Origin of the sequence: Pseudomonas kurunegalensis (assembly GCF_030291635.1) — a bacterium.
Lineage (GTDB): Bacteria > Pseudomonadota > Gammaproteobacteria > Pseudomonadales > Pseudomonadaceae > Aquipseudomonas > Aquipseudomonas monteilii.
The window spans coordinates 1,801,736-1,820,619 of sequence record NZ_CP127871.1 but is presented as its reverse complement, the minus strand read 5'-3'; the positions used below and the strand labels follow the sequence as shown (position 1 = coordinate 1,820,619).

Here is an 18,884-nt window from a genome sequence, read left to right as displayed (position 1 = left end):
GATCGGGCAGGACTATAAGAGCTCAACTTAACTTGAGGTCAACAGGCATGGCAGCGGACAACACGCGGATGCTCACGGTAGGCGAAGTGTCCAGGCGCAGCGGCGTGGCGGTGTCTGCGCTGCACTTCTACGAGTCCAAGGGGCTGATCGCCAGCATCCGCACCGCCGGCAACCAGCGCCGCTTTCCCGCGCTGGTGCTGCGTACGCTGGCGATCATCAAGGTGGCGCAGCGCACCGGTATTCCACTGGAGGAAATCAAACAGGCCTTCAGCCGTTATGCACCCAACAGCAAGCTCACGGCGGCGCAATGGGGCGAGATGTCCACGGCCTGGCGCGAAGACCTGAACGCCCGCATCCGCACGCTGGAGGCACTGCGCGACAGCCTGGACAACTGCATTGGTTGCGGTTGCCTGTCGCTGGAAGACTGCCCGCTACGTAACCCCGAAGATGTGCTGGGCAAGGAGGGTAGCGGGGCGCGGATTCTCGAAAAGAAGGCCCGCTAGCCGCACGCGTGTCAGTCGCCTTTACCCAGCACAAAGCGGTCAAAGTGCTCGATGTGCTCGTCCAGGTTGTCTTCGAGCATCATCCGGTACTGCTCGCAGAAGTACTTCAGAATCTCTTCCCGGGCGGCTGCCAGCTCCGCGCCGCTCTTGAAGCTGCGGGCGCTCATCCAGGCGCTGAAACGGGTCGCGCCGAAGGTGAGCGAGGCGCTGACCTTGCCCAGGTCTTCGAATTTTTCGATCTGCTGGTTGGCCAGGTCGATGTGCGCATCGGCGCGGTCGTAAAAGGCCTGATCGGTAGCTTGGGTCATTGCGGTTCACCTGGTAACGGAAGCCCAAGCCTTGCATGGCGGCGCGCATACGTGCAAGGCTGAAAAAGGATCACCCGCAACGAAAAAGGAAGCAAAGCACCTTATGCCAGGAATCACACGTATCCATCGCTACTTGCGCCCACTGCCTGCAAACCGGACTGCAGCCAGTGGGCGTGACCTCAAAGGCAAACGCGTCATCCGCCTCGCCTCCAAACTCGCAACACTGCTCTGCACGCCCCGCTCTGCCCCGCCTTACCTCTGTGTCACGCCCGAGCGTGCACCAGCCAAACGCCTGCCCCCGACCTGACTGCCAACGCTGCAGCGCACAACGCCGTTCTCGCTTGCTACAGGCGGGATGTCTGACGCACTTACAGGGGCAACACTCAATGCTTTTATTTCAAGGCAAACAGATTCACAGCGCCATCTTCGACATGGATGGCACCCTCTTCGACACCGAGCGCCTGCGTTTCAGAACGCTGAAGCAAGCCTCGCTGGAAATCTTCGGCAAGGCACTTGGCGAACACACACTGATCGGCTCGCTGGGCCTGAGCGCGAAAAAAGCCGAAGCCCTCGCCAAGGCGCACAACGGTGAAGACTTCCCGTACGCCGAAATCCGTAAACGCGCGGATGAACTTGAGCTGGAGTACGTGCGCAATCACGGCGTACCGATCAAGGCCGGCCTGCTGGAAGTGCTGGAGCGCCTGCGCAAGTCGGGCTTGACCATGGCGGTAGCCACGTCCAGCCGCCGTGCCATTGCCGAGGAATACCTGATCAACGCCAACGTGTTGAAGTACTTCGACATCACTGTGTGCGGCGATGAAGTCAGCCAGGGTAAACCCCACCCCGAGATTTTCCTGAAAGCCGCCCGCGCGCTCAATTGCGAGCCGGGCCAATGCTTCATGGTCGAGGACTCAGAGAACGGCATGCTCTCGGCAATGCGCGCTCAGGGGCAGGCGATCCTTATCGAAGACATCAAGCCGCCGGCCCCCGAGATCAAGGCAGGCGCGCTCAAGGCCTACCGCAGCATGACCGAATTCCTGGCCGATTTGAGCGAGTGCGTTCCCGACCTGGGCATGCCCGAACTGAACGAAAGCTTCCCGGCCTCCATGAACCAGTTCCGCGTGGGCATTCATGGTTTCGGCGCCATCGGGGGTGGCTACCTGACGCAGGTCTTTTCCCATTGGGATGGCTACACCCGGCCTTGTGAGATCATTGCCGCGACCCGCTCGCGCATGCTGCGTGAAAGCGTCAATGCGTTCGGCCGTTACAGCGTGCGCTACGGGGCCACTTCGTTCGACCAGACCATCGACAATGTGCGCATGATCGACATGGACGATGATGATGCACTGGTCCACATGTACACCGCTGCCGAAATTGTCGGCCTCAGCCTGCCCGAGCAGGCCATCCGCAACCAGGCGCAGGTGATTGCCAAAGGCCTGTTGAAGCGCTTCGAACGCCGTGGCCGTGAGCTGACGTTGCTGATCGTGCTGAACAAGGTGGGCGGCGCTGCGTTTGTGCGCCGCCATGTGCAAGCGGAGCTGGCATTGCTGTGCCCGCCAACAATCGGTGAGCAAGTGCTGGAAAAGACCCACTTCGCCGAAACGGTGGTCAGCCGCATCGTCTCCAAGCTCAGCAACGACGCACTGGTACGGCAACTGCGCATCAAGTCGCAGATGTTCCAGAACAGCCTGGAAGACGAGCCGGCAGTCGCCACGAAGGCATCGACGCCAGTGCCTGAATACGAACGACTGATCGGGCGCTTCAGGCCCTTTGCCCAGCCCAGCAGTGCGATGAGCCAGTTGCACCTGATCCTGTTCAACAGCGAACCCGACATGCCGCTGTATGTAGAGCACGGCAGCGACCTGCTCGAACGCCTGCGCCAGGTGAAGACGGTGCCTGACATCACCCAGATCCAGGTCATCAAGAACCGCTTGTGGAATGGCCCGCATGCCATCGTTGCCTGGTACGCCAGCCTGCTGGGCCATGACTCGGTCGGCCAAGGTATGGGCGATGCACAGGTGAGCGAACTGGCCGAGCGCCTGATTCGCCAGGAAGTCGGCCCCGCGCTGGTGGCGGAGTACCCACAGATGGCGGAAGTAGTCAGCCGTTTTGCCGATACCTTCCTGGAACGCTGCAAAACCTCGTTCAAAGACCCTTGTGCCCGGGTGGGGCGCGACCCGTTGCGCAAGCTTCAGCGCAACGAACGCATTTTCAGCAGCATCGAGCTGGCCCGCAAGCATGGTATTGAAACCCCGGCCCTGGTGTTTGGCGCGGCACTGGCCATTCACCATGCCCTGCGCTGCACAGATGAAAAGGCGCTGGAGGCCCAGGCCATCAGGCAGGCCTATCGCGAAAACGACGCCAGTGTCGAGGCCGTGCTTACCCTTGGGGTTGACGGTAATGGCAAGCGTTTTCCAGGGTTGGACCCGATCACGGATGCGCAGCTGATCAGCGCCATTTCAGAGGCTTTCCGGCATTACTCGCAAAGGGATGTGGCAAACCGACTGGGCGTCCTTTGCATAGGCGCATGAACCATAGACGCAAGAACAGCGGTCTATCCCCTGTAGGAGCGGACTCACCGGCGAAGAATCCAGCACTTTGAATGGCACCGGCTTCGCCGGTGTTCGCGGGCAATCAGTACCTGAATTTGGCATAAACAAGCTCTGGGTCGCCTTCATCCAGATTTTCAACCTGACCGTGGCAGTGTCATGACAGCAGAACAATCCGGGCGGTCGGGGTCGGCCAGTGTGCCAGCGCGTGCAAGTAGGCGGCTTCAAGTTTCTGGCGGCGGAAACGGTCGATCAACAGGCCCTTCGCCATGCTCCTCAACCAGGCCCTGGGTTGGCGCAAGCCAATGTTGCCCAGAAATTGCAGTTGCAAATCGTTCGCAATAATACGGGATTTCATCGCCTTGCCTCAAGCGTGGCGCATGCACGGGCGGCTCAGATGGAACAAATTCGGATGACTTGTAGGACGCTTCTGATTCTCTGCTCCAAGCGCTTGAAACCGCCTTGCGGGTGTTAGGTTTCGAACCTCAACCACGCAAAGGGAGCTTGTAGATGCGCGTCAGTCTAGAGGGAAAAGGTCAGGCAGTTGACGGCGATATCACCACAACTGGAGCCGTTTGTATTGCGACAGGGGCCGGCTATCTGGACGAAGGCAGAATGGTGCTCCGTGAAGGCGACCAGACCACGCCATGCCCTCTTTGTGGGCAGGTGGGAATGGTCGCCGAAGGTGTGGACCACTTCATTTCCGATGGACAGCGCGTGGCCATGGATGGTGCGTTGGTTGTCTGTGGCTGTTCGCCGGGCAGCAATCGGGTGGTCGCACCGCTGTATCAAGCACCGCCCCCCATGCGGCCCGTAGCTGGGCTTGCCAATGCTCACTTTGCCGAGCCGTCAAACGCGGTCTACCCGGAGCGTTTCTCCCAGCCTGTAATAGGTGCACTGCCCGGTACGCTGGAGCCTGGCTTCTATGTGGTTCCCCGGCGCATGTCGTTCCCCGAGGTGCTGCTGCAATTGGCCGAACACGATGCAACATTGCCGATCTCCCGATTGCAGCGGCTCAATCCGACGTTTGAACAAGGGTTCAAAGCAGGGGAAATGTTCGTCATCGGTGATCCTGACAACGGTGACGCCTGCACACGCGAAGAGGGAGAGCTGATGGCCGCAGCGCAGCATGCGCGGCGTGCGCTGGCAGTGCTCGACTACGCCGAAGCGGATTTCATGATGGAGCACCAGGCCGAAATCGCAGGTTTGCTCAGCAACGCCAGCCTGTCCATGGGCGTGGGCAAGGACATGCTGGACCAAGGCTTGAAACAGGTCAGTCATACATTGACGAGTATCGAGCAACTGCACCAGCGGGAGTTCATGCGCCACGGCCATCTGAACAGCCCAGGCTTCTTCGCCGAACGGCGGCGCCTTCTGCAGCAACTGGATGGACAGCTGAAAACAGCATTTCTGAACAAGCAGCTGAACCTTGGGAATTATGAGCGCTTGAGGAAGAGCTTGAATATCTCGACCAAGAGCCTGGTGCATCATTGGTCGAAAGCGGGTGGGCCGGGGCAGATTCCGGGGTATGCGACGCATCTGGAAAAGGTGGCGAAGCTCGGCAGGTATCTTAAACATGGCGGGCATGCTGCTATTGGGCTCGGCGGTACTTCTTCCTATTTGAAAGTAAAGGAGGCATGTCAAGCAGGAGAAACCGAAGCTTGTAAGGCTGTACGTCTCAAGGAAGCTGGAAGTTTCAGTGGCGGTGTTGTTGGTGGGGCTGCGGGAGGCTTTATCACAGGATTAGCGGCCACTTCAATTTGCGGTGTTTTCGCTATTGGAACCGCAGGAATTGGAGCACCAATATGTGGTATTGCCGTTGTTGGAACGGGCTCTCTGGCGGGAAGCGTGGCTGGCGAGGCTGTGGGGGAAATGGTGGGAGAAAAGATCTATGAGTCTATCGCTGATTGATATAAATACCTGGCCACTGAAAATTCAATTGATTTTCCTCGTTGCGCCATTTGCCTTAAGTTCTGCCGGCCTTGCAGTTAGTGGTTATGTGGCTTGGTCTCGTGAATTTGACGTTATCAACAGTTCCATACGAAGCAATGCCTATTTAGAGCAAATGAAGCTATTTCTGGGGACTACTACCTACCGGGCACGATGGATGCTGACTTGTGCTGCCTGCGGCCTACTCACTTTTCCTCGGCTTCACTCAAGAATAGGTCTGGTGAGCCCTGATGAGCTTAAGAGTTTTCCGTCAAAGTTAAAGCGCAAGCTGGTTTCTTCGAGTTGGCTCATCATCATTGGCTCGGCTTGGCTATTGATTGCTTTTGCGATGGTAAGGCATTAGAAAATTGAGTGATAAGACCCGCAATTGCGGGTCTTCACCCTTCTGAACGGCCTTGTCGTCGCACCGAAACCTGTCCCGCCTGTAAACCCTCGACTGCCGTCTCTCCATCCGCATTTTGACCCACGCCCCCAGCACCAACCCGAACGTCACCACGCAGCAGGTTTTCGCGCATGCTTGTTTTTCCGGAAAGCGATGACACATCGCTTGCATATGACACCTTGTGTCATTAATATCGCGCTGTGTCCTGATGACAGCCACCTGTCCATCAGCAACCCATTGCCCTTTCCCATGCAGGTACCGCCCATGACGACCACCATGCAGGCTCCCAAGGACCAGTTGGCCAAACTCGCCCAGCAACAAATGCTGACCGCGTTGGCCGACAACACCTACACCGCCCGGCAAAAGCTCGCCCTCACCTGCCGCATTCTCTTCGACGGCGGCCACGATTCCGGCCTGGCCGGGCAGATCACCGCCCGCGCGCAGGAGCCCGGCACTTACTACACCCAACAACTGGGCCTGGGCTTCGACGAAATCGCCGCCTCCAACCTGCTGGTGGTGGACGAGGACCTCACCGTGCTGCAAGGCCGCGGCATGGCCAACCCGGCCAACCGCTTCCACAGCTGGCTGTACCGCGCCCGCCCCGACGTCAACTGCATCATCCACACCCACCCGCTGCACAGCGCCGCGCTGTCAATGCTGGAAGTGCCGCTGGCCATCTCGCACATGGACCTGTGCCCACTGTTCGACGACTGCGCCTTCCTCAAGGAATGGCCCGGCGTGCCAGTGGGCAACGAAGAAGGCGAAATCATCGCGAAGGCGATTGGCGACAAACGCGCCATCCTGCTTTCCCACCACGGCCTGCTGATTGCCGGCGGCTCGATTGAAGAAGCCTGCGTGCTCGCCCTGCTGTTCGAGCGCGCGGCAAAGATGCAACTGCTGGCCATGGGCGCCGGTGACATACGCCCCATCCCCGAAGCACTGGGCAAAGAGGCCCACGACTGGATCTCCACCCCCAAACGTCATGGCGCCGCGTTCAGCTACTACGCACGCCGTGCCTTGCGTGCCCATGGCGACTGCCTGGGCTGATCGAAGCTGTACTCTTTCCTCAACAACGGCAAAGGTGCCTGGTCATGTCTACACCTGTAATTCGCGGCGTTATCGGCTACACCATCACTCCCTTCACGGCAGACGGCACGCTTGACCTGGATGCGTTGGGCACGTCCATCGACAGCCTGATTGCAGGCGGCGTGCACGCCATCGCACCGCTGGGCAGCACCGGCGAAGGGGCCTACCTGTCCGACAGCGAATGGGAAACCGTGGTGCGCTTCAGCCAGGCACGCATCGCCGGGCGTGTGCCCAGCGTGGTCAGCATCTCTGACCTGACCACTGCCCGCACCGTGCAGCGTGCCCGCCTGGCGCAGGCCTGCGGCGCCACGGCAGTGATGGTGCTGCCCATCTCGTACTGGAAGCTCACCGAAGCCGAAGTGATTGCCCACTACAAGGCGGTCGGCGCGGCCATCGACATCCCGATCATGCTTTACAACAACCCGGGTACCAGTGGCACCGACCTGTCGGTAGAGCTGATCCTGCGCATCCTCGATGAAGTGCCCAATGTGACCATGGTCAAGGAAAGCACCGGTGACATTCAGCGTATGCACCGCCTGTTTAAGGCCACCGATGGCAAAGTGGCCTTCTACAACGGCTGCAACCCGCTCACCCTTGAGGCCTTGGTGGCCGGCGCCACCGGCTGGTGTACCGCCGCACCCAACCTGATCCCGGCGTTGAACATGGCACTGTGGGACGCGGTGCAGCAGGGCGATCTGGCCGAAGCGCGTGCGCTGTTCTACCGCCAATTCGAACTGCTGGAATACATCACCCGCCGCGGCCTGCCCACCACCATCAAGGCCGGCCTGAACATGCTCGGCCAGGATGTTGGCGCCCCACGGCTGCCCCTGCAGCCGCTGGATGCGCAGGGCAGCACCTACCTGAAAGGCCTGTTGACCGAACTGGCCAACTGACCTTGAAACCTGCCCGGTGGCATCTCGCTGCCGGGCCCTTCTGCCTGAGGCCATCATGGACGCGCCTGCACAAAGTACTTCAACCCCTCTACGGCTGACAGACATCCTTCACCCCGTAATAGCCGGGCTTGTTTCGGTCATCGTCAACTACGGTGGCACCTTCATCCTGGTGTTCCAGGCAGCCAAGGTTGCCGGGCTGAGCCCCGAGCTGACGTCGTCGTGGGTCTGGGCCGTGTCGATCGGCGTCGGCCTCAGCGGCCTGGCGCTGTCCTGGTACAGCCGCGCGCCGGTGATCACGGCCTGGTCCACGCCAGCCGCTGCGTTCCTGGTCACCGCCCTGGCCAACGTGCCCTACAGTGAAGCCATCGGTGCCTACCTGCTGTCGGCCGCCGGCTTCGTGGTGCTGGGAATTACCGGGTGCTTCGAGCGCCTGGTGCGGGTCGTCCCTGGCGGTATTGCAGCCGGGCTTCTGGCCGGCATCCTGTTGCAGTTCGGTATTGGTGCCTTTGCCAGCCTGTCGGTGGACCCGGCCCTGGCCGGGCTGCTGATTGCGGCCTATGTGGCATTCAAGCGTTTTACTGCCCGCTACGCCGTGGTCGGCATTCTGCTACTGGGCCTCGGCTACTTACTGCTGCAAGGGCAAGTGGGCCTGACCACGCTCAAGCTGGAATTCGCCTCTCCGGTATTCACCGCGCCCACCTTCTCCCTCAACGCTGCCCTCAGCGTGGCCCTGCCATTGTTCCTGATCACCCTCACCGGCCAGTACATGCCCGGCATGCTGGTACTGCGCAACGACGGCTTCACGACCAGCGCCAACCCGATCGTCGCGGTCACGGGCCTGGGGTCATTGCTGATGGCGCCGTTCGGTTCGCATGCCTTCAACATCGCCGCCATCACCGCAGCCATCTGCACCGGCAAGGAAGCCCATGAAGACCCAGGCAAACGCTGGGTGGCAGGGATCGCCGCCGGAGTCTGCTACATCCTCGTGGGGGTGTTCGGCGTCACCCTGGCGAGTGTGTTCATGGCCCTCCCAGGCACGTTCATCACCACCCTGGCCGGCCTTGCCTTACTGGGCACCATCGGTGCCAGCCTGGCCAGCGCTATGGCCGATGCCCGTGCCCGCGAGGCGGCATTGATCACCTTTCTGGCGGCAGCCGCCAACATCAGCCTGTTCGGTATTGGCGGGGCCTTCTGGGGCCTGGTCATTGGCCTGCTGGCCCATGCCGCGCTGAACGGCCGCCTCCCCGCTTTCAGCGGCAACTCCCGCTGAGCGGGCTTCCCTTCACCTTGCCGTGCGCCAGCGGCGCACGCCGTACAACAGGTATCGACATGCCCCAAGCTGGCCCCAAGTTGCTTACCCAAGTGGCTGCCGTGCACTTCGTCAGCCATGTGCACATCATGCTGATTCCGGCGTTATTGCCCGTGCTTCCCGGCCTGCTGGGGGTGGGCTTCGTCGAGCTCGGCGTTGCCTTGGCAGTATTCAACATCGTCTCCGCCCTGGTGCAGGCCCCGCTGGGTTACGCCGTCGACCACTATGGGGCGCGTAACGTGCTCAAGGCCGGGCTGTTGCTGGGCAGCCTCAGTTTCCTGCTGCTGGCGGCCAGCCCGGGGTATGCGGTATTGCTGGTGGCGATGGCCATGGCTGGCCTGGCCAATGGTGTGTACCACCCGGCCGACTACGCACTGCTGGCCAACGGCATCGAGCCCGCACGCCTGGGGCGGTCGTTCTCGATTCATACCTTTGCCGGGTTTCTTGGCTCGGCGGTCACGCCGGCCGTGTTCCTCGGTATCGCCGCGGTGTTCGGCACGCGGGCGGCCCTGACGGCGGGCGCGGTATTCGGGGTAGCGGCATTGCTGCTGATCTCGATACCAGGCAGCGGCGTGTACCGGGTCGCAGGGCCTGGCAACCAAACGGGCGCTGGCCCGGTCGCAGCAACAGGCCGCGTGCGTTTGTTCACACCCATGATCGGCGTGCTGACGGTGTTGTTCATCCTGCTCAACCTGAGCACCAGCGCCATCGAAAAGTTTTCCGTCGCCGCACTCGTACAAGGCCAGGGTCTGACCCTGGCCTGGGCCAACACCGCGCTCACCGCCTTCCTGCTGTGCAGCGCAGCGGGCGTGCTGTGCGGTGGTGCCTTGGCCGACCGTACCCGGCGCCATGGCCTGGTGGCGGCACTGGCTTTCGCGCTGGCGGCCGCGCTGACCGCGCTGGTGGCCCTGGGGCTGCTGCAGGGCTGGGCGCTGGTGGTTGTTCTGGGTGCCATCGGCTTGCTGACCGGGATCATCGCCCCATCACGGGACATGCTGGTCAAGGCGGCTGCACCAAAAGGCGCCGAGGGCAAAACGTTCGGGCTGGTGTCGACCGGGTTCAATATCGGTGGCGCCATCGGGCCGGTGGCGTTTGGCTGGATGCTCGACCAGCGCCTGCCAAACGGGATTTTCGTTGCATCGGTCGTGTTCATGCTGCTGACGGTGCTGCTGACCCTGGCGCAAGAGGCGTACCTGGCCAGGGCCCGCAACGCTGAACGACTGGCGCGCGCCATGTAGGTGCGGCCTTTGCCAGTCATTTCGGTCGTTCAGGATGCCGGGTTGGCATGTACCACGCGCCCGCCTGCGCCCGGCCGATTGACGAACAGCACATCCAGCACACTGTTGCGCAAGCCCTTCAGTGCATTCCAGTTTGCCGAGGCATGCACGTACTTCTCGCACAGCAGCCGCTGTTCAGCCTCGCTCAACCCCGGCTGGTCCGTTTCCCCCAAGGCAAACGCATGCAACTTGCGGCTGATCTCCAGCAAATCCTCCGGCAGCCTGTGCTCAGGCTGCTCGCCCAACGGCGCAAATGGCACGCCAGCCCGCACCGCCAGCGCTCGCATCACGCTCAAGTACACCCGGGACAACTGCCCCGCCACTTCCCGTTCACGGTACAACGCCGCATACACCTGCTTTTGCGCCTCATTTGGCCGGCCACCGGCAAGGGGCGCCTCCCAGCTCACGACCTGCGGCCTGGGCTCGCGCCTGTCGGCATACGCCGACGCCAACAAGGCACTTACCGTGGCATGCACACGGCTTTGCTCGGCACGCATGCCCACCGGTACACGCTGGGACTGCGGCTTGCACAGCAGCACCTGCTCCAGCGTGGTTTCCGGGTAACCGCCCCCGATATTCGAATGCACCCCTGGCAACACAATGTCGTGACCACTGCCCACCAGCGGAAAGTTATGCCGCTGCTCATCCCCTGCCACCAGCTGCACCACCTGCCGGGCAATGCCTGCCCCAAGGCCCAGGCGCAGGCCGCCCTGGCGGCTATCGGCGGGGTCGAAGTCGCCCTGCAACGGCGCGATGATCGCCGCCACGGTGTCGAACAGGCCGATAAAGTTGATGGAAGTGTCGCACGCTATCGGCAACAACCCGTCCGCGCCATCCTGCAGCAGGTTGGCCAGGTGCCGTGCCGCCGCCGCCCCGCGGCTGAAACCGAACAGGTCGAACTCGACCCGCTCCACGGCTGCCTGCGGATGCGCCCGGCACCAGCCCTGAAGTTGTTCGGCCATCCCCTGCAAAGCCTCGGAAACCCGCGCCTCCACCCCCGTGCGCCCACGACCGGTGGCCGCGGCATAGGCATGGTCCGCCTTTCCTGCCAGGGTACCCACGCCTTCCACGTAGCGTTTCAGAAACACCAGGGTGCCATCGGCATCAGCCTCACCCGCCGGATACAGGGCATGCAACAGGGCCACATTGCTCAGGGCACTGCCATAGCTGCCGCGCTGTTCATCCACGGCCATGGCATTGTGCCGGTTGTTACCGGTGCCATCGAAAAACACGCCAAAACGCAGGGTGGCGGGTGTGGGGATTGGCGTGCTACCGCTGCTCATTTTCATCATCGTGCCTTCTGCTTGCCTGAAAAGCACAAGCAGGCGCCAGCACGCCTTCACCGACCATCAGACAATGGCCAGCCCTACCTGGGACATTTCTGTACCCGCGAGCCCCCCGTAACGATAAATTTACCCGCCGCCATTGGTCGCCGCCCCCCCGGATAGATTAAAGTATCAGCCCTTGCCAGGGCCGCTACCGTCAGCCGCCTCAGGCCCCACACCAGGAACCGTCGCCGATGGAACACCGTGAAGCGCTGATCGCGCTGCGCACCTTTCTTTCTTCCCAGATCCTAGGCCAGGAAAAACTGGTCGAGCGGCTGTTGATCGTGCTGCTGGCCGACGGCCACATGCTGGTGGAAGGCGCACCGGGCCTGGCCAAGACCAAGGCCATCAAAGAACTCGCCGAAGGCATCGAAGCGCAGTTCCATCGCATCCAGTTCACCCCCGACCTGCTCCCGGCCGACATCACCGGTACCGAAATCTATCGCCCGGAAACCGGCAGCTTCGTGTTCCAGCAGGGGCCGATCTTCCATAACCTGGTGCTGGCCGACGAAATCAACCGCGCCCCGGCCAAGGTGCAATCGGCACTGCTCGAAGCCATGGCCGAGCGCCAGGTCAGCGTGGGCCGCAGCACTTACGACCTGTCGCCGCTGTTCCTGGTCATGGCCACGCAGAACCCCATCGAGCAGGAAGGCACCTACCCGCTGCCCGAAGCCCAGCTCGACCGGTTCCTGATGCATGTAAAAATCGGCTTCCCCGACGCGGCGGTGGAGCGGCGCATCCTGGCGCAGGCCCGTGGCGAAGCCTTGGGCGGCGAGACCAAGCCCGAGCGCCGGGTCAGCCAGCAGGCCATCTTCGCCGCGCGCAAGGAAATCCTTGGCCTGTACATGGCCGACGCGGTGGAGGAATACCTGGTGCAGCTGGTCATGGCCACCCGCACCCCGGCCAAGTTCGACGCCGAGCTGGCCGACTGGATCGCCTACGGCGCCAGCCCGCGCGGTTCCATTTCGCTGGACCGCTGCGCGCGTGCCCACGCCTGGCTGGCCGGGCGCGACTTCGTCAGCCCTGAAGACATCCAGGCGGTGCTGTTCGACGTGCTGCGCCACCGCATCATCCTCTCGTTCGAGGCCGAGGCGGCAGGGATCGACCAGGACCGCGTGGTCCAGCGCATCCTCGACGTCGTCGCCGTTGCCTGAGCCCATGCCCACCGCGCAGCTGGCCGAGCCCGGCATCCGCATCGGCCTTGCCGAGCTGATCGACATGCGTCACCGCGTGCGCGAAATCCAGCTGTTTTCCAAGCCCGGCCAGCGCAGCCCGCTGGTGGGCCTGCACCATTCCAAGCTGCGCGGGCGCGGGGTGGACTTCGACCAGGTGCGCGTGTACCAGGCCGGCGACGATGTGCGCAACATCGACTGGCGGGTGACCGCGCGCACCCAGGAACCGCACACCAAGCTGTTCCACGAAGAGCGCGAGCGGCCGATCTTCATCCTCGTCGAGCAAAGCCAGCGGCTGTTTTTCGGCTCGGGGCTGATGTTCAAATCGGTGTTGGCAGCCCAGGCCGCTGCCCTGTTCGGTTGGGCCGCCCTCGGCCACAACGACCGCATCGGCGGCCTGGTGTTCGGCGACAACGAACACCACGAAATCAAACCCCGGCGCAGCAAGCAAAGCCTGCTGCAACTGCTCAACCGCCTGGCCAAGGTCAACCAGGCACTGCACACCGAAGCCACGCCCGGGGCCGACAGCCTAGGCCTGGCCCTGCGCCGCGCCCGCGAAGTGCTGCGCCCCGGCAGCCTGGCCATCGTGATTTGCGATGAACGCTCGCTTAGCGCCCAGGTGGAACAGCACCTGGCCATGCTCTCGCGCCATTGCGACCTGCTGTTGCTACCGGTGTCCGATCCACTCGACCATGCCCTGCCGGCCGCCGGCCTGCTGCGCTTCGCCCAGCGCAGCGCCCAGCTGGAGCTCGACACCCTCGACGCCAACCTGCGCAAGGCCTACCGCCAGCAGGCCGAAGCCCGCATCGAGCGCTGGGAACTGATGGCACAGAAGCTGCGCGTGGTCCTGATGCCACTGAGCACGCAAAGCGAAATGATCGAGCAACTGCGCGAGTACCTGAACGCTCAGCGGCCACGGAGCGCGTCATGAACCCTCTCGACCAGTTGCACCCGCTGATCGACCCGGCACCCATCGGTTTATGGCCACCGGCACCGGGCTGGTGGTTGTTGCTGGCGCTACTGCCGCTACTGGGCTGGGGCCTGTGGCGGCTGCGCCGCTGGCGCCCGGGCAAACGCCGCATCGTGCGTGCCGAGCAACCGCTCGACCCGGTGCGCGTGGCCGCCCTGGCCGAGCTGGCCCTCCTGCCACGCCCCTACGATGGCGCACCGGCCGGCGCCTGGCTGCAACAGATCAACGCCCTGCTCAAGCGCCTGTGCCGCAACCACTACCCCGGTGCCAACAGCCACACCCTCAACGGCCGCCAATGGCTGGCGTTTCTCGACAACCGCTGCCCGGCCGCCGGCCTGACCCGCTGGATGGTGCTGGTCGAAGGCGCCTACAAACCCGAGTGCAAGCTCGACGACAAAGCCATCGCCGGGCTCAGCCAGGCCGTGGAAACCTGGATCCGCAAGCATGTTTGAACTGGCCTGGCCGTGGGTCTTCGCCCTGTTACCGCTGCCATGGCTGGCACGCCTGCTGCTGCCTGCAGCCGACAGCGGCGAGCCGGTGCTCAAGGTGGGCTTCCTCAACGAACTGGAAGGCCTGGCCGGGCGCCGCGCGCGGCTCAACCTGCCGACCTGGCGCCAGCAGGCACCGTTCGTGGTCATCTGGCTGTTGCTGCTGTGCGCGGCTGCCCGCCCGCAGTGGCTGGGCGATCCGGTGCCGGTGGCCGCCAGCGGCCGCGACCTGCTGGTGGCGGTGGATGTGTCCGGGTCGATGGACTTCCCCGACATGCAGTGGAAGAACGAAGACATCAGCCGCCTCGACCTGGTCAAGGCGCTGATGGGCGACTTTCTGCAGGACCGCGAAGGTGACCGCGTGGGCCTGATCCTGTTCGGCAGCCAGGCCTACCTGCAGGCGCCGCTCACCTTCGACCGGCGCACCGTGCGCACCTTCCTCGACGAAGCACAAATCGGCATCGCCGGTAAAAACACCGCCATCGGCGACGCCATTGGCCTGGCGGTCAAACGCCTGCGCCAGCGCCCGGCACAAAGCCGGGTGCTGGTGCTGATCACCGACGGCGCCAACAACGGTGGGCAGATCCACCCACTAACCGCCGCCCGCCTGGCGGCCCAGGAAGGCGTGCGCATCTACACCATCGGCATCGGCGCCAACCCCGAAGCCAGTGGCACCCCTGGCCTGCTGGGCCTCAACCCAAGCCTGGACCTGGACGAAGCCGCGCTCAAGGAGATTGCCGACATCACCCACGGCGCCTACTTCCGCGCCCATGACGGCGCCGAACTGGACGCCATCGGCGACACCCTCGACCAGCTGGAGCCGGTGGCCCAGCAACCGACCCAGGCACGCACGGCCCAGGCCCTGTACGCCTGGCCCCTGGCACTGGCGCTACTGCTCAGCGTGCTGCTGGTGGTGGCCGTGCAATGGCCCGACAACCTGCTGCAACGCCTGCTGCGCAAGCCGCGCTTTCTGCAACCGCACCCGGAATGGCGCCAGCGCCTGAAGCGCCTGCGTTTAAGGAGGCGGCGATGATCGACCTGTGGCCCCAATGGCTACGGCCGCTCTGGCTGCTGGCCGTGCCCCTGCTCGGCTGGCTGTTGTACAAGCTGTGGCACCGGCGCAAACGCGCCGGGCGCTGGCAGATGATTCTGCCGCCAGCGTTCCATGGCGTCTTGCTGGGCGGAGGTAGCGGCAGCACCAGCAAACTGCCATGGGTGGCGCTGGGCCTGGCCTGGGCGCTGGTGATCCTGGCCCTGCTCGGGCCCAGCTGGCAACGCGTCGAAGAAAACCGCCAACGCCCGGCCGACCCGCTGGTGATCCTGCTGGAGCTGACCCCGCAGATGCTTGCCGAAGACAGCCCGCCCAACCGCCTGGAGCAGGCCCGGCGCAAAATCCTCGACCTGCTCGAACACCGGCGCGACAGCCAGACGGCGCTGGTGGTGTATGCCGGTTCGGCACACACGCTGGTGCCGTTGTCCGATGACCTGGCCACCACCCGCAACCTGCTGGAGGCCATCGACCCGTCGATCATGCCGCAAGCAGGCCAACGCGCCGACCTGGCCGTGCAAAAGGGCCTGGCGCTGCTCGCCCAGAGTGGTTTGGGCCAAGGCCGCCTGCTGCTGATCGGCTCGTCGCTCAGTGCGCCGGAGCGCCAGGGCATCAGCCAGGCCCTCGGCCGCCAGGGCCCCAGCCTGTTGATGCTGGGCATTGGCAGCCGCGAAGGCGCCCCGGTGCGTCAGGCCAACGGCGAATTCCTTAAAGACAACCAAGGTGGCATCCTCTTGCCACGTCTGGACAGCGCCAGCCTCAAGGGCTTCATCAGCGGTACCGGCGGGCGCTACCGGCATGCCCGCATCGACGACCTCGACCTGCGCGGCCTGGGCCTGTTCGACAACCCGCGCACCGCGCGCAACGACGGCCAGACCCTGCAACTGGACAGCTGGGCAGACCAAGGCTACTGGCTGCTGATCCCGCTGTTGCTGCTGGCCGCCTGCGCCGGCCGGCGAGGCTGGCTGTTCTGCCTGCCACTGCTGCTGGCCTTGCCGCAGCCCAGCCAGGCCTTCGAGTTCAACGACCTGTGGCTGCGCCCCGACCAGCAAGGCCAGCGCCTGCTGGAACAAAGCCGCCCGGCCAGCGCCGCGCGTCACTTCCAGGACCCACAGTGGCGCGGCATGGCGCTGTACCAGGCCGGCGACTATGCCGGTGCCGCCGAAGCGTTTTCCCAGGGCGACACGGCAGCTGCCCACTACAATCGAGGCAATGCCCTGGCCCGCAGCGGTGAACTGGAGGCCGCCCTGGACGCCTACGAGCAAGCCCTGGAGCGCCAGCCCGACCTGCAAGCGGCGCTGGACAACCAAGCGCTGGTGCAACAACTGCTGCAACAGCGCGAGGCCAAAGCCGAGGAACAACCGGCCAGCAGCGATGCCCAAGGCACACCTGGCAGCGAAACCGAGGGCAACAGCAGCTCGGCCAGCAGCCCGGCCCAGGGCACACCCGGCAACAACGAACAAGCCAGCGCCGAACAACCCGGCGAAGGCAGCAACAACAGCCAGGCTGCGCCCGGTAACCAGGCGGGCAGCAACGACAGCGTGATCCAGCCGCCGCAGCGCCCGGTATCGACCAATCTCGATGCCGAGCAACGCCAGGCCCTGGAACAATGGCTGCGGGAGATCCCCGACAACCCGGCGGAGCTGCTGCGGCGCAAATTCTGGTATGAACAGCAATTGCATCAGGAAACCCCACGATGAGTCGCTTCGGCGTCTTGCTTCTCACCCTGCTGTGGGCCGTGCTGGCCCAGGCCGAACCGCTGCTGCAAGCCAGCGTAGACCGTACCCGCCTGGAAGCTGGCGAAAGCCTGGAACTGACCCTGGAAAGCCAGGACGTGACCCAGTTCGGCAAACCCGACCTGCGCGCCCTGGAAGGTGACTTCGAGGTGCGCGGCACGCGCCAGCTGAACAGCCTGCACACCCTCGATGGCGAAACCCGCGCCAGCACCCGCTGGATCATTACCCTGCTGCCACGGCGCAGCGGCAGCCTGCGCATTCCTGAGCTGCAACTGGGCCAGTCGCACAGCCAGGCCATCGAGCTGCAGGTGCTACAGGCCGATGCCAGCCGGCCCGACAGCGCCTCTCAGGTATTCATCGAGGCAACCCTCGACAGTACCGACGTCTATGTCCAGGCCCAGGCCATGCTGACCCTGCGCATCTACCACTCGGTAGCGCTGTACGACGACAGCAGCCTGAGCCCGTTGCAACTGGATAACGCCAAGGTCGAGCCGCTGGGCGAATCGCGCACCTATGAAAAGGAAATCAACGGTGTGCGCCACGGCGTGATCGAAACCCGCTATGCCGTGTATGCCCAGCAAAGCGGCACCCTCGACATCCCGCCGTTGACCTTCACCGCCACGGCCGCTGCCAGCAGCGACGACAGCGCGCAGGCCAATGCCACGGCCCGCGCCGGCCATCAGGTGCAGGTAAGCTCACTGCCGCTGCGCCTGACCGTGCGCCCCATTCCGGCCGCCTGGCCCGCCGGCGTACCTTGGTTGCCGGCGCGCAGCCTGACGCTGGAAGAACACTGGAACCCCGACCCCGGCAACCAGCAGGTACAGATTGGCGACTCGCTGACCCGCAACATCACCCTGCGTGCCGAAGGTTTGTCCAGCACCCAGCTGCCGCCACTGCCGGCCACCGAAATCACCGGTTTGCGCCGCTACCCCGACCAGCCGCTGCTACGCAACGAAATCAGCGACCGTGGCATGACCGCCAACCGCGAAGAGCGCGAAGCCTTGGTGCCCACCCACGCCGGCACGCTGGCCCTGCCGGCGCTGGAAGTGGCCTGGTGGAACACCCGCGAAGACCACCTGGAGCACACCAGCTTGCCAGCGCGCACCCTGAACGTGCAGGACAACCCGGCATTGAGCGCTGACACCCCGGTGGGTGACAACAGCAGCGCCAGTACCCTGCTGTGGCCCTGGCAGCTGGCCACCTTGGTATTCGCCCTCACCACCGTGCTGGGCTTCGCCCTGTGGTGGCGCGCCCGCTCACAACCGGCGGTGCTGCGCGCCGCGCAGAACGGGCCAAGCCCACGCACCCTGCTGGACGACCTCAAGCGCGCCTGCCAGGCCAACGACCCTCAGGCCACCCGCCAGGCGCTGGACGCCTGGGCCCGGCAACAGCCGGAAACCCTGGCCGAGATGGCGGCGCGCTTCGTGCCGTTGTCGGATGCGCTGGATGGGTTGAACGGGGCGTTGTACAGCGAGAGTGGCCAGTATTGGCAGGGTGAGGAATTGTGGCGGGCAATTGGCACCATTCCGCCGGCAGAGCAGGTGTTGCTGCCGGCTGCCGAGAATGGTGGTCTGCCGCCGCTCTATCCCAAGTAAGGTTGGGGTGCTCGCCGCAACGTATTTGGCGCCAGTGAGATCGAGCGCCGCCCGCGCGGCGCATCGCGAGCAAGCTCGCTCCTACATTTTTTTCGGGCGAGTAACGTCTGCGCCCGCGTGCACGACCGCCTTATTTGCTCCACACGATATCGAGGTGGACGCCAAGGGACCGAGTGCCTCTGCCTCAGGAATACCTGGCCCGAAACAAATGTAGGAGCGAGCTTGCTCGCGATGCGCCGCGCGGGCGGCGCTCGATCTAACAGGCGCCAAACATCTCCAGGCAGGCACCTCTC

Annotated in this window: 17 protein-coding genes; 14 read left to right on the top strand and 3 right to left on the bottom strand. The window is 63.9% G+C overall.

Going from position 1 to position 18,884, the window contains the following annotated elements; translation table 11 throughout:
* The first annotated feature begins 47 nt into the window (after positions 1-47).
* Complete coding sequence (soxR, locus tag QQ992_RS08205) at positions 48-503, top strand: redox-sensitive transcriptional activator SoxR (protein ID WP_286112951.1); 456 nt, start codon at positions 48-50, stop codon at positions 501-503.
* An 11-nt stretch (positions 504-514) separates the two neighbouring features.
* Here soxR and QQ992_RS08200 read toward each other — a convergent pair whose 3' ends face one another.
* Positions 515-811 (bottom strand): DUF3144 domain-containing protein, encoded by a 297-nt coding sequence (locus QQ992_RS08200; RefSeq protein ID WP_016714831.1) that lies wholly within the window; start codon positions 809-811, stop codon positions 515-517.
* Between the two features lie 386 nt (positions 812-1,197).
* On the opposite strand from QQ992_RS08200, the gene mtlD reads away from it, so the two are divergent.
* Complete coding sequence (mtlD, locus tag QQ992_RS08195) at positions 1,198-3,342, top strand: bifunctional mannitol-1-phosphate dehydrogenase/phosphatase (RefSeq protein ID WP_286112950.1); 2,145 nt, start codon at positions 1,198-1,200, stop codon at positions 3,340-3,342.
* 175 nt (positions 3,343-3,517) lie between these two features.
* Here mtlD and QQ992_RS08190 read toward each other — a convergent pair whose 3' ends face one another.
* Complete coding sequence (locus QQ992_RS08190) at positions 3,518-3,718, bottom strand: hypothetical protein (protein WP_433963106.1); 201 nt, start codon at positions 3,716-3,718, stop codon at positions 3,518-3,520.
* A 152-nt stretch (positions 3,719-3,870) separates the two neighbouring features.
* Between QQ992_RS08190 and QQ992_RS08185 the strand changes: the two genes are divergently transcribed.
* From QQ992_RS08185 to QQ992_RS08160, 6 genes are all read left to right on the top strand, one after another.
* On the top strand, positions 3,871-5,271 hold the full coding sequence (locus QQ992_RS08185; RefSeq protein ID WP_286112948.1) for a PAAR domain-containing protein: 1,401 nt from the start codon (positions 3,871-3,873) through the stop codon (positions 5,269-5,271).
* Positions 5,252-5,653, top strand: coding sequence for a hypothetical protein (locus tag QQ992_RS08180; RefSeq protein WP_286112946.1), 402 nt, complete (start codon positions 5,252-5,254; stop codon positions 5,651-5,653). The genes QQ992_RS08185 and QQ992_RS08180 overlap by 20 nt, the downstream gene beginning before the upstream one ends.
* Positions 5,654-5,956: 303 nt before the next feature.
* Positions 5,957-6,739, top strand: coding sequence for an aldolase (locus QQ992_RS08175; protein ID WP_286112945.1), 783 nt, complete (start codon positions 5,957-5,959; stop codon positions 6,737-6,739).
* Positions 6,740-6,783: 44 nt separating this feature from the next.
* Entirely contained in the window at positions 6,784-7,671 is an 888-nt protein-coding gene (locus QQ992_RS08170) for a dihydrodipicolinate synthase family protein (protein WP_286112944.1), read from the top strand.
* 55 nt (positions 7,672-7,726) lie between these two features.
* Entirely contained in the window at positions 7,727-8,941 is a 1,215-nt protein-coding gene (locus QQ992_RS08165; protein ID WP_286112943.1) for a benzoate/H(+) symporter BenE family transporter, read from the top strand.
* A gap of 59 nt (positions 8,942-9,000) precedes the next feature.
* On the top strand, positions 9,001-10,218 hold the full coding sequence (locus QQ992_RS08160) for an MFS transporter (RefSeq protein WP_286112941.1): 1,218 nt from the start codon (positions 9,001-9,003) through the stop codon (positions 10,216-10,218).
* Between the two features lie 29 nt (positions 10,219-10,247).
* On the opposite strand, the gene QQ992_RS08155 is transcribed toward QQ992_RS08160, so the two are convergent.
* Positions 10,248-11,549, bottom strand: coding sequence for a phospholipase effector Tle1 domain-containing protein (locus tag QQ992_RS08155; RefSeq protein WP_286112939.1), 1,302 nt, complete (start codon positions 11,547-11,549; stop codon positions 10,248-10,250).
* Between the two features lie 227 nt (positions 11,550-11,776).
* On the opposite strand from QQ992_RS08155, the gene QQ992_RS08150 reads away from it, so the two are divergent.
* The 6 genes from QQ992_RS08150 to QQ992_RS08125 are packed head-to-tail and all read left to right on the top strand — an operon-like array spanning position 11,777 to position 18,591.
* Positions 11,777-12,736, top strand: a complete 960-nt coding sequence (locus QQ992_RS08150) for an AAA family ATPase (RefSeq protein ID WP_016714824.1) — start codon at positions 11,777-11,779, stop codon at positions 12,734-12,736.
* A 4-nt stretch (positions 12,737-12,740) separates the two neighbouring features.
* Positions 12,741-13,685 (top strand): DUF58 domain-containing protein, encoded by a 945-nt coding sequence (locus QQ992_RS08145; RefSeq protein WP_286112938.1) that lies wholly within the window; start codon positions 12,741-12,743, stop codon positions 13,683-13,685.
* Positions 13,682-14,176, top strand: a complete 495-nt coding sequence (locus QQ992_RS08140) for a DUF4381 domain-containing protein (RefSeq protein WP_016714822.1) — start codon at positions 13,682-13,684, stop codon at positions 14,174-14,176. Before QQ992_RS08145 ends, QQ992_RS08140 begins: the two co-directional genes overlap by 4 nt.
* Positions 14,169-15,245, top strand: a complete 1,077-nt coding sequence (locus tag QQ992_RS08135) for a vWA domain-containing protein (protein ID WP_119370820.1) — start codon at positions 14,169-14,171, stop codon at positions 15,243-15,245. The genes QQ992_RS08140 and QQ992_RS08135 overlap by 8 nt, the downstream gene beginning before the upstream one ends.
* Positions 15,242-16,960, top strand: a complete 1,719-nt coding sequence (locus QQ992_RS08130; RefSeq protein ID WP_286112936.1) for a tetratricopeptide repeat protein — start codon at positions 15,242-15,244, stop codon at positions 16,958-16,960. The genes QQ992_RS08135 and QQ992_RS08130 overlap by 4 nt, the downstream gene beginning before the upstream one ends.
* Entirely contained in the window at positions 16,957-18,591 is a 1,635-nt protein-coding gene (locus QQ992_RS08125) for a BatD family protein (RefSeq protein ID WP_286112935.1), read from the top strand. Before QQ992_RS08130 ends, QQ992_RS08125 begins: the two co-directional genes overlap by 4 nt.
* Positions 18,592-18,884 lie beyond the last annotated feature (293 nt).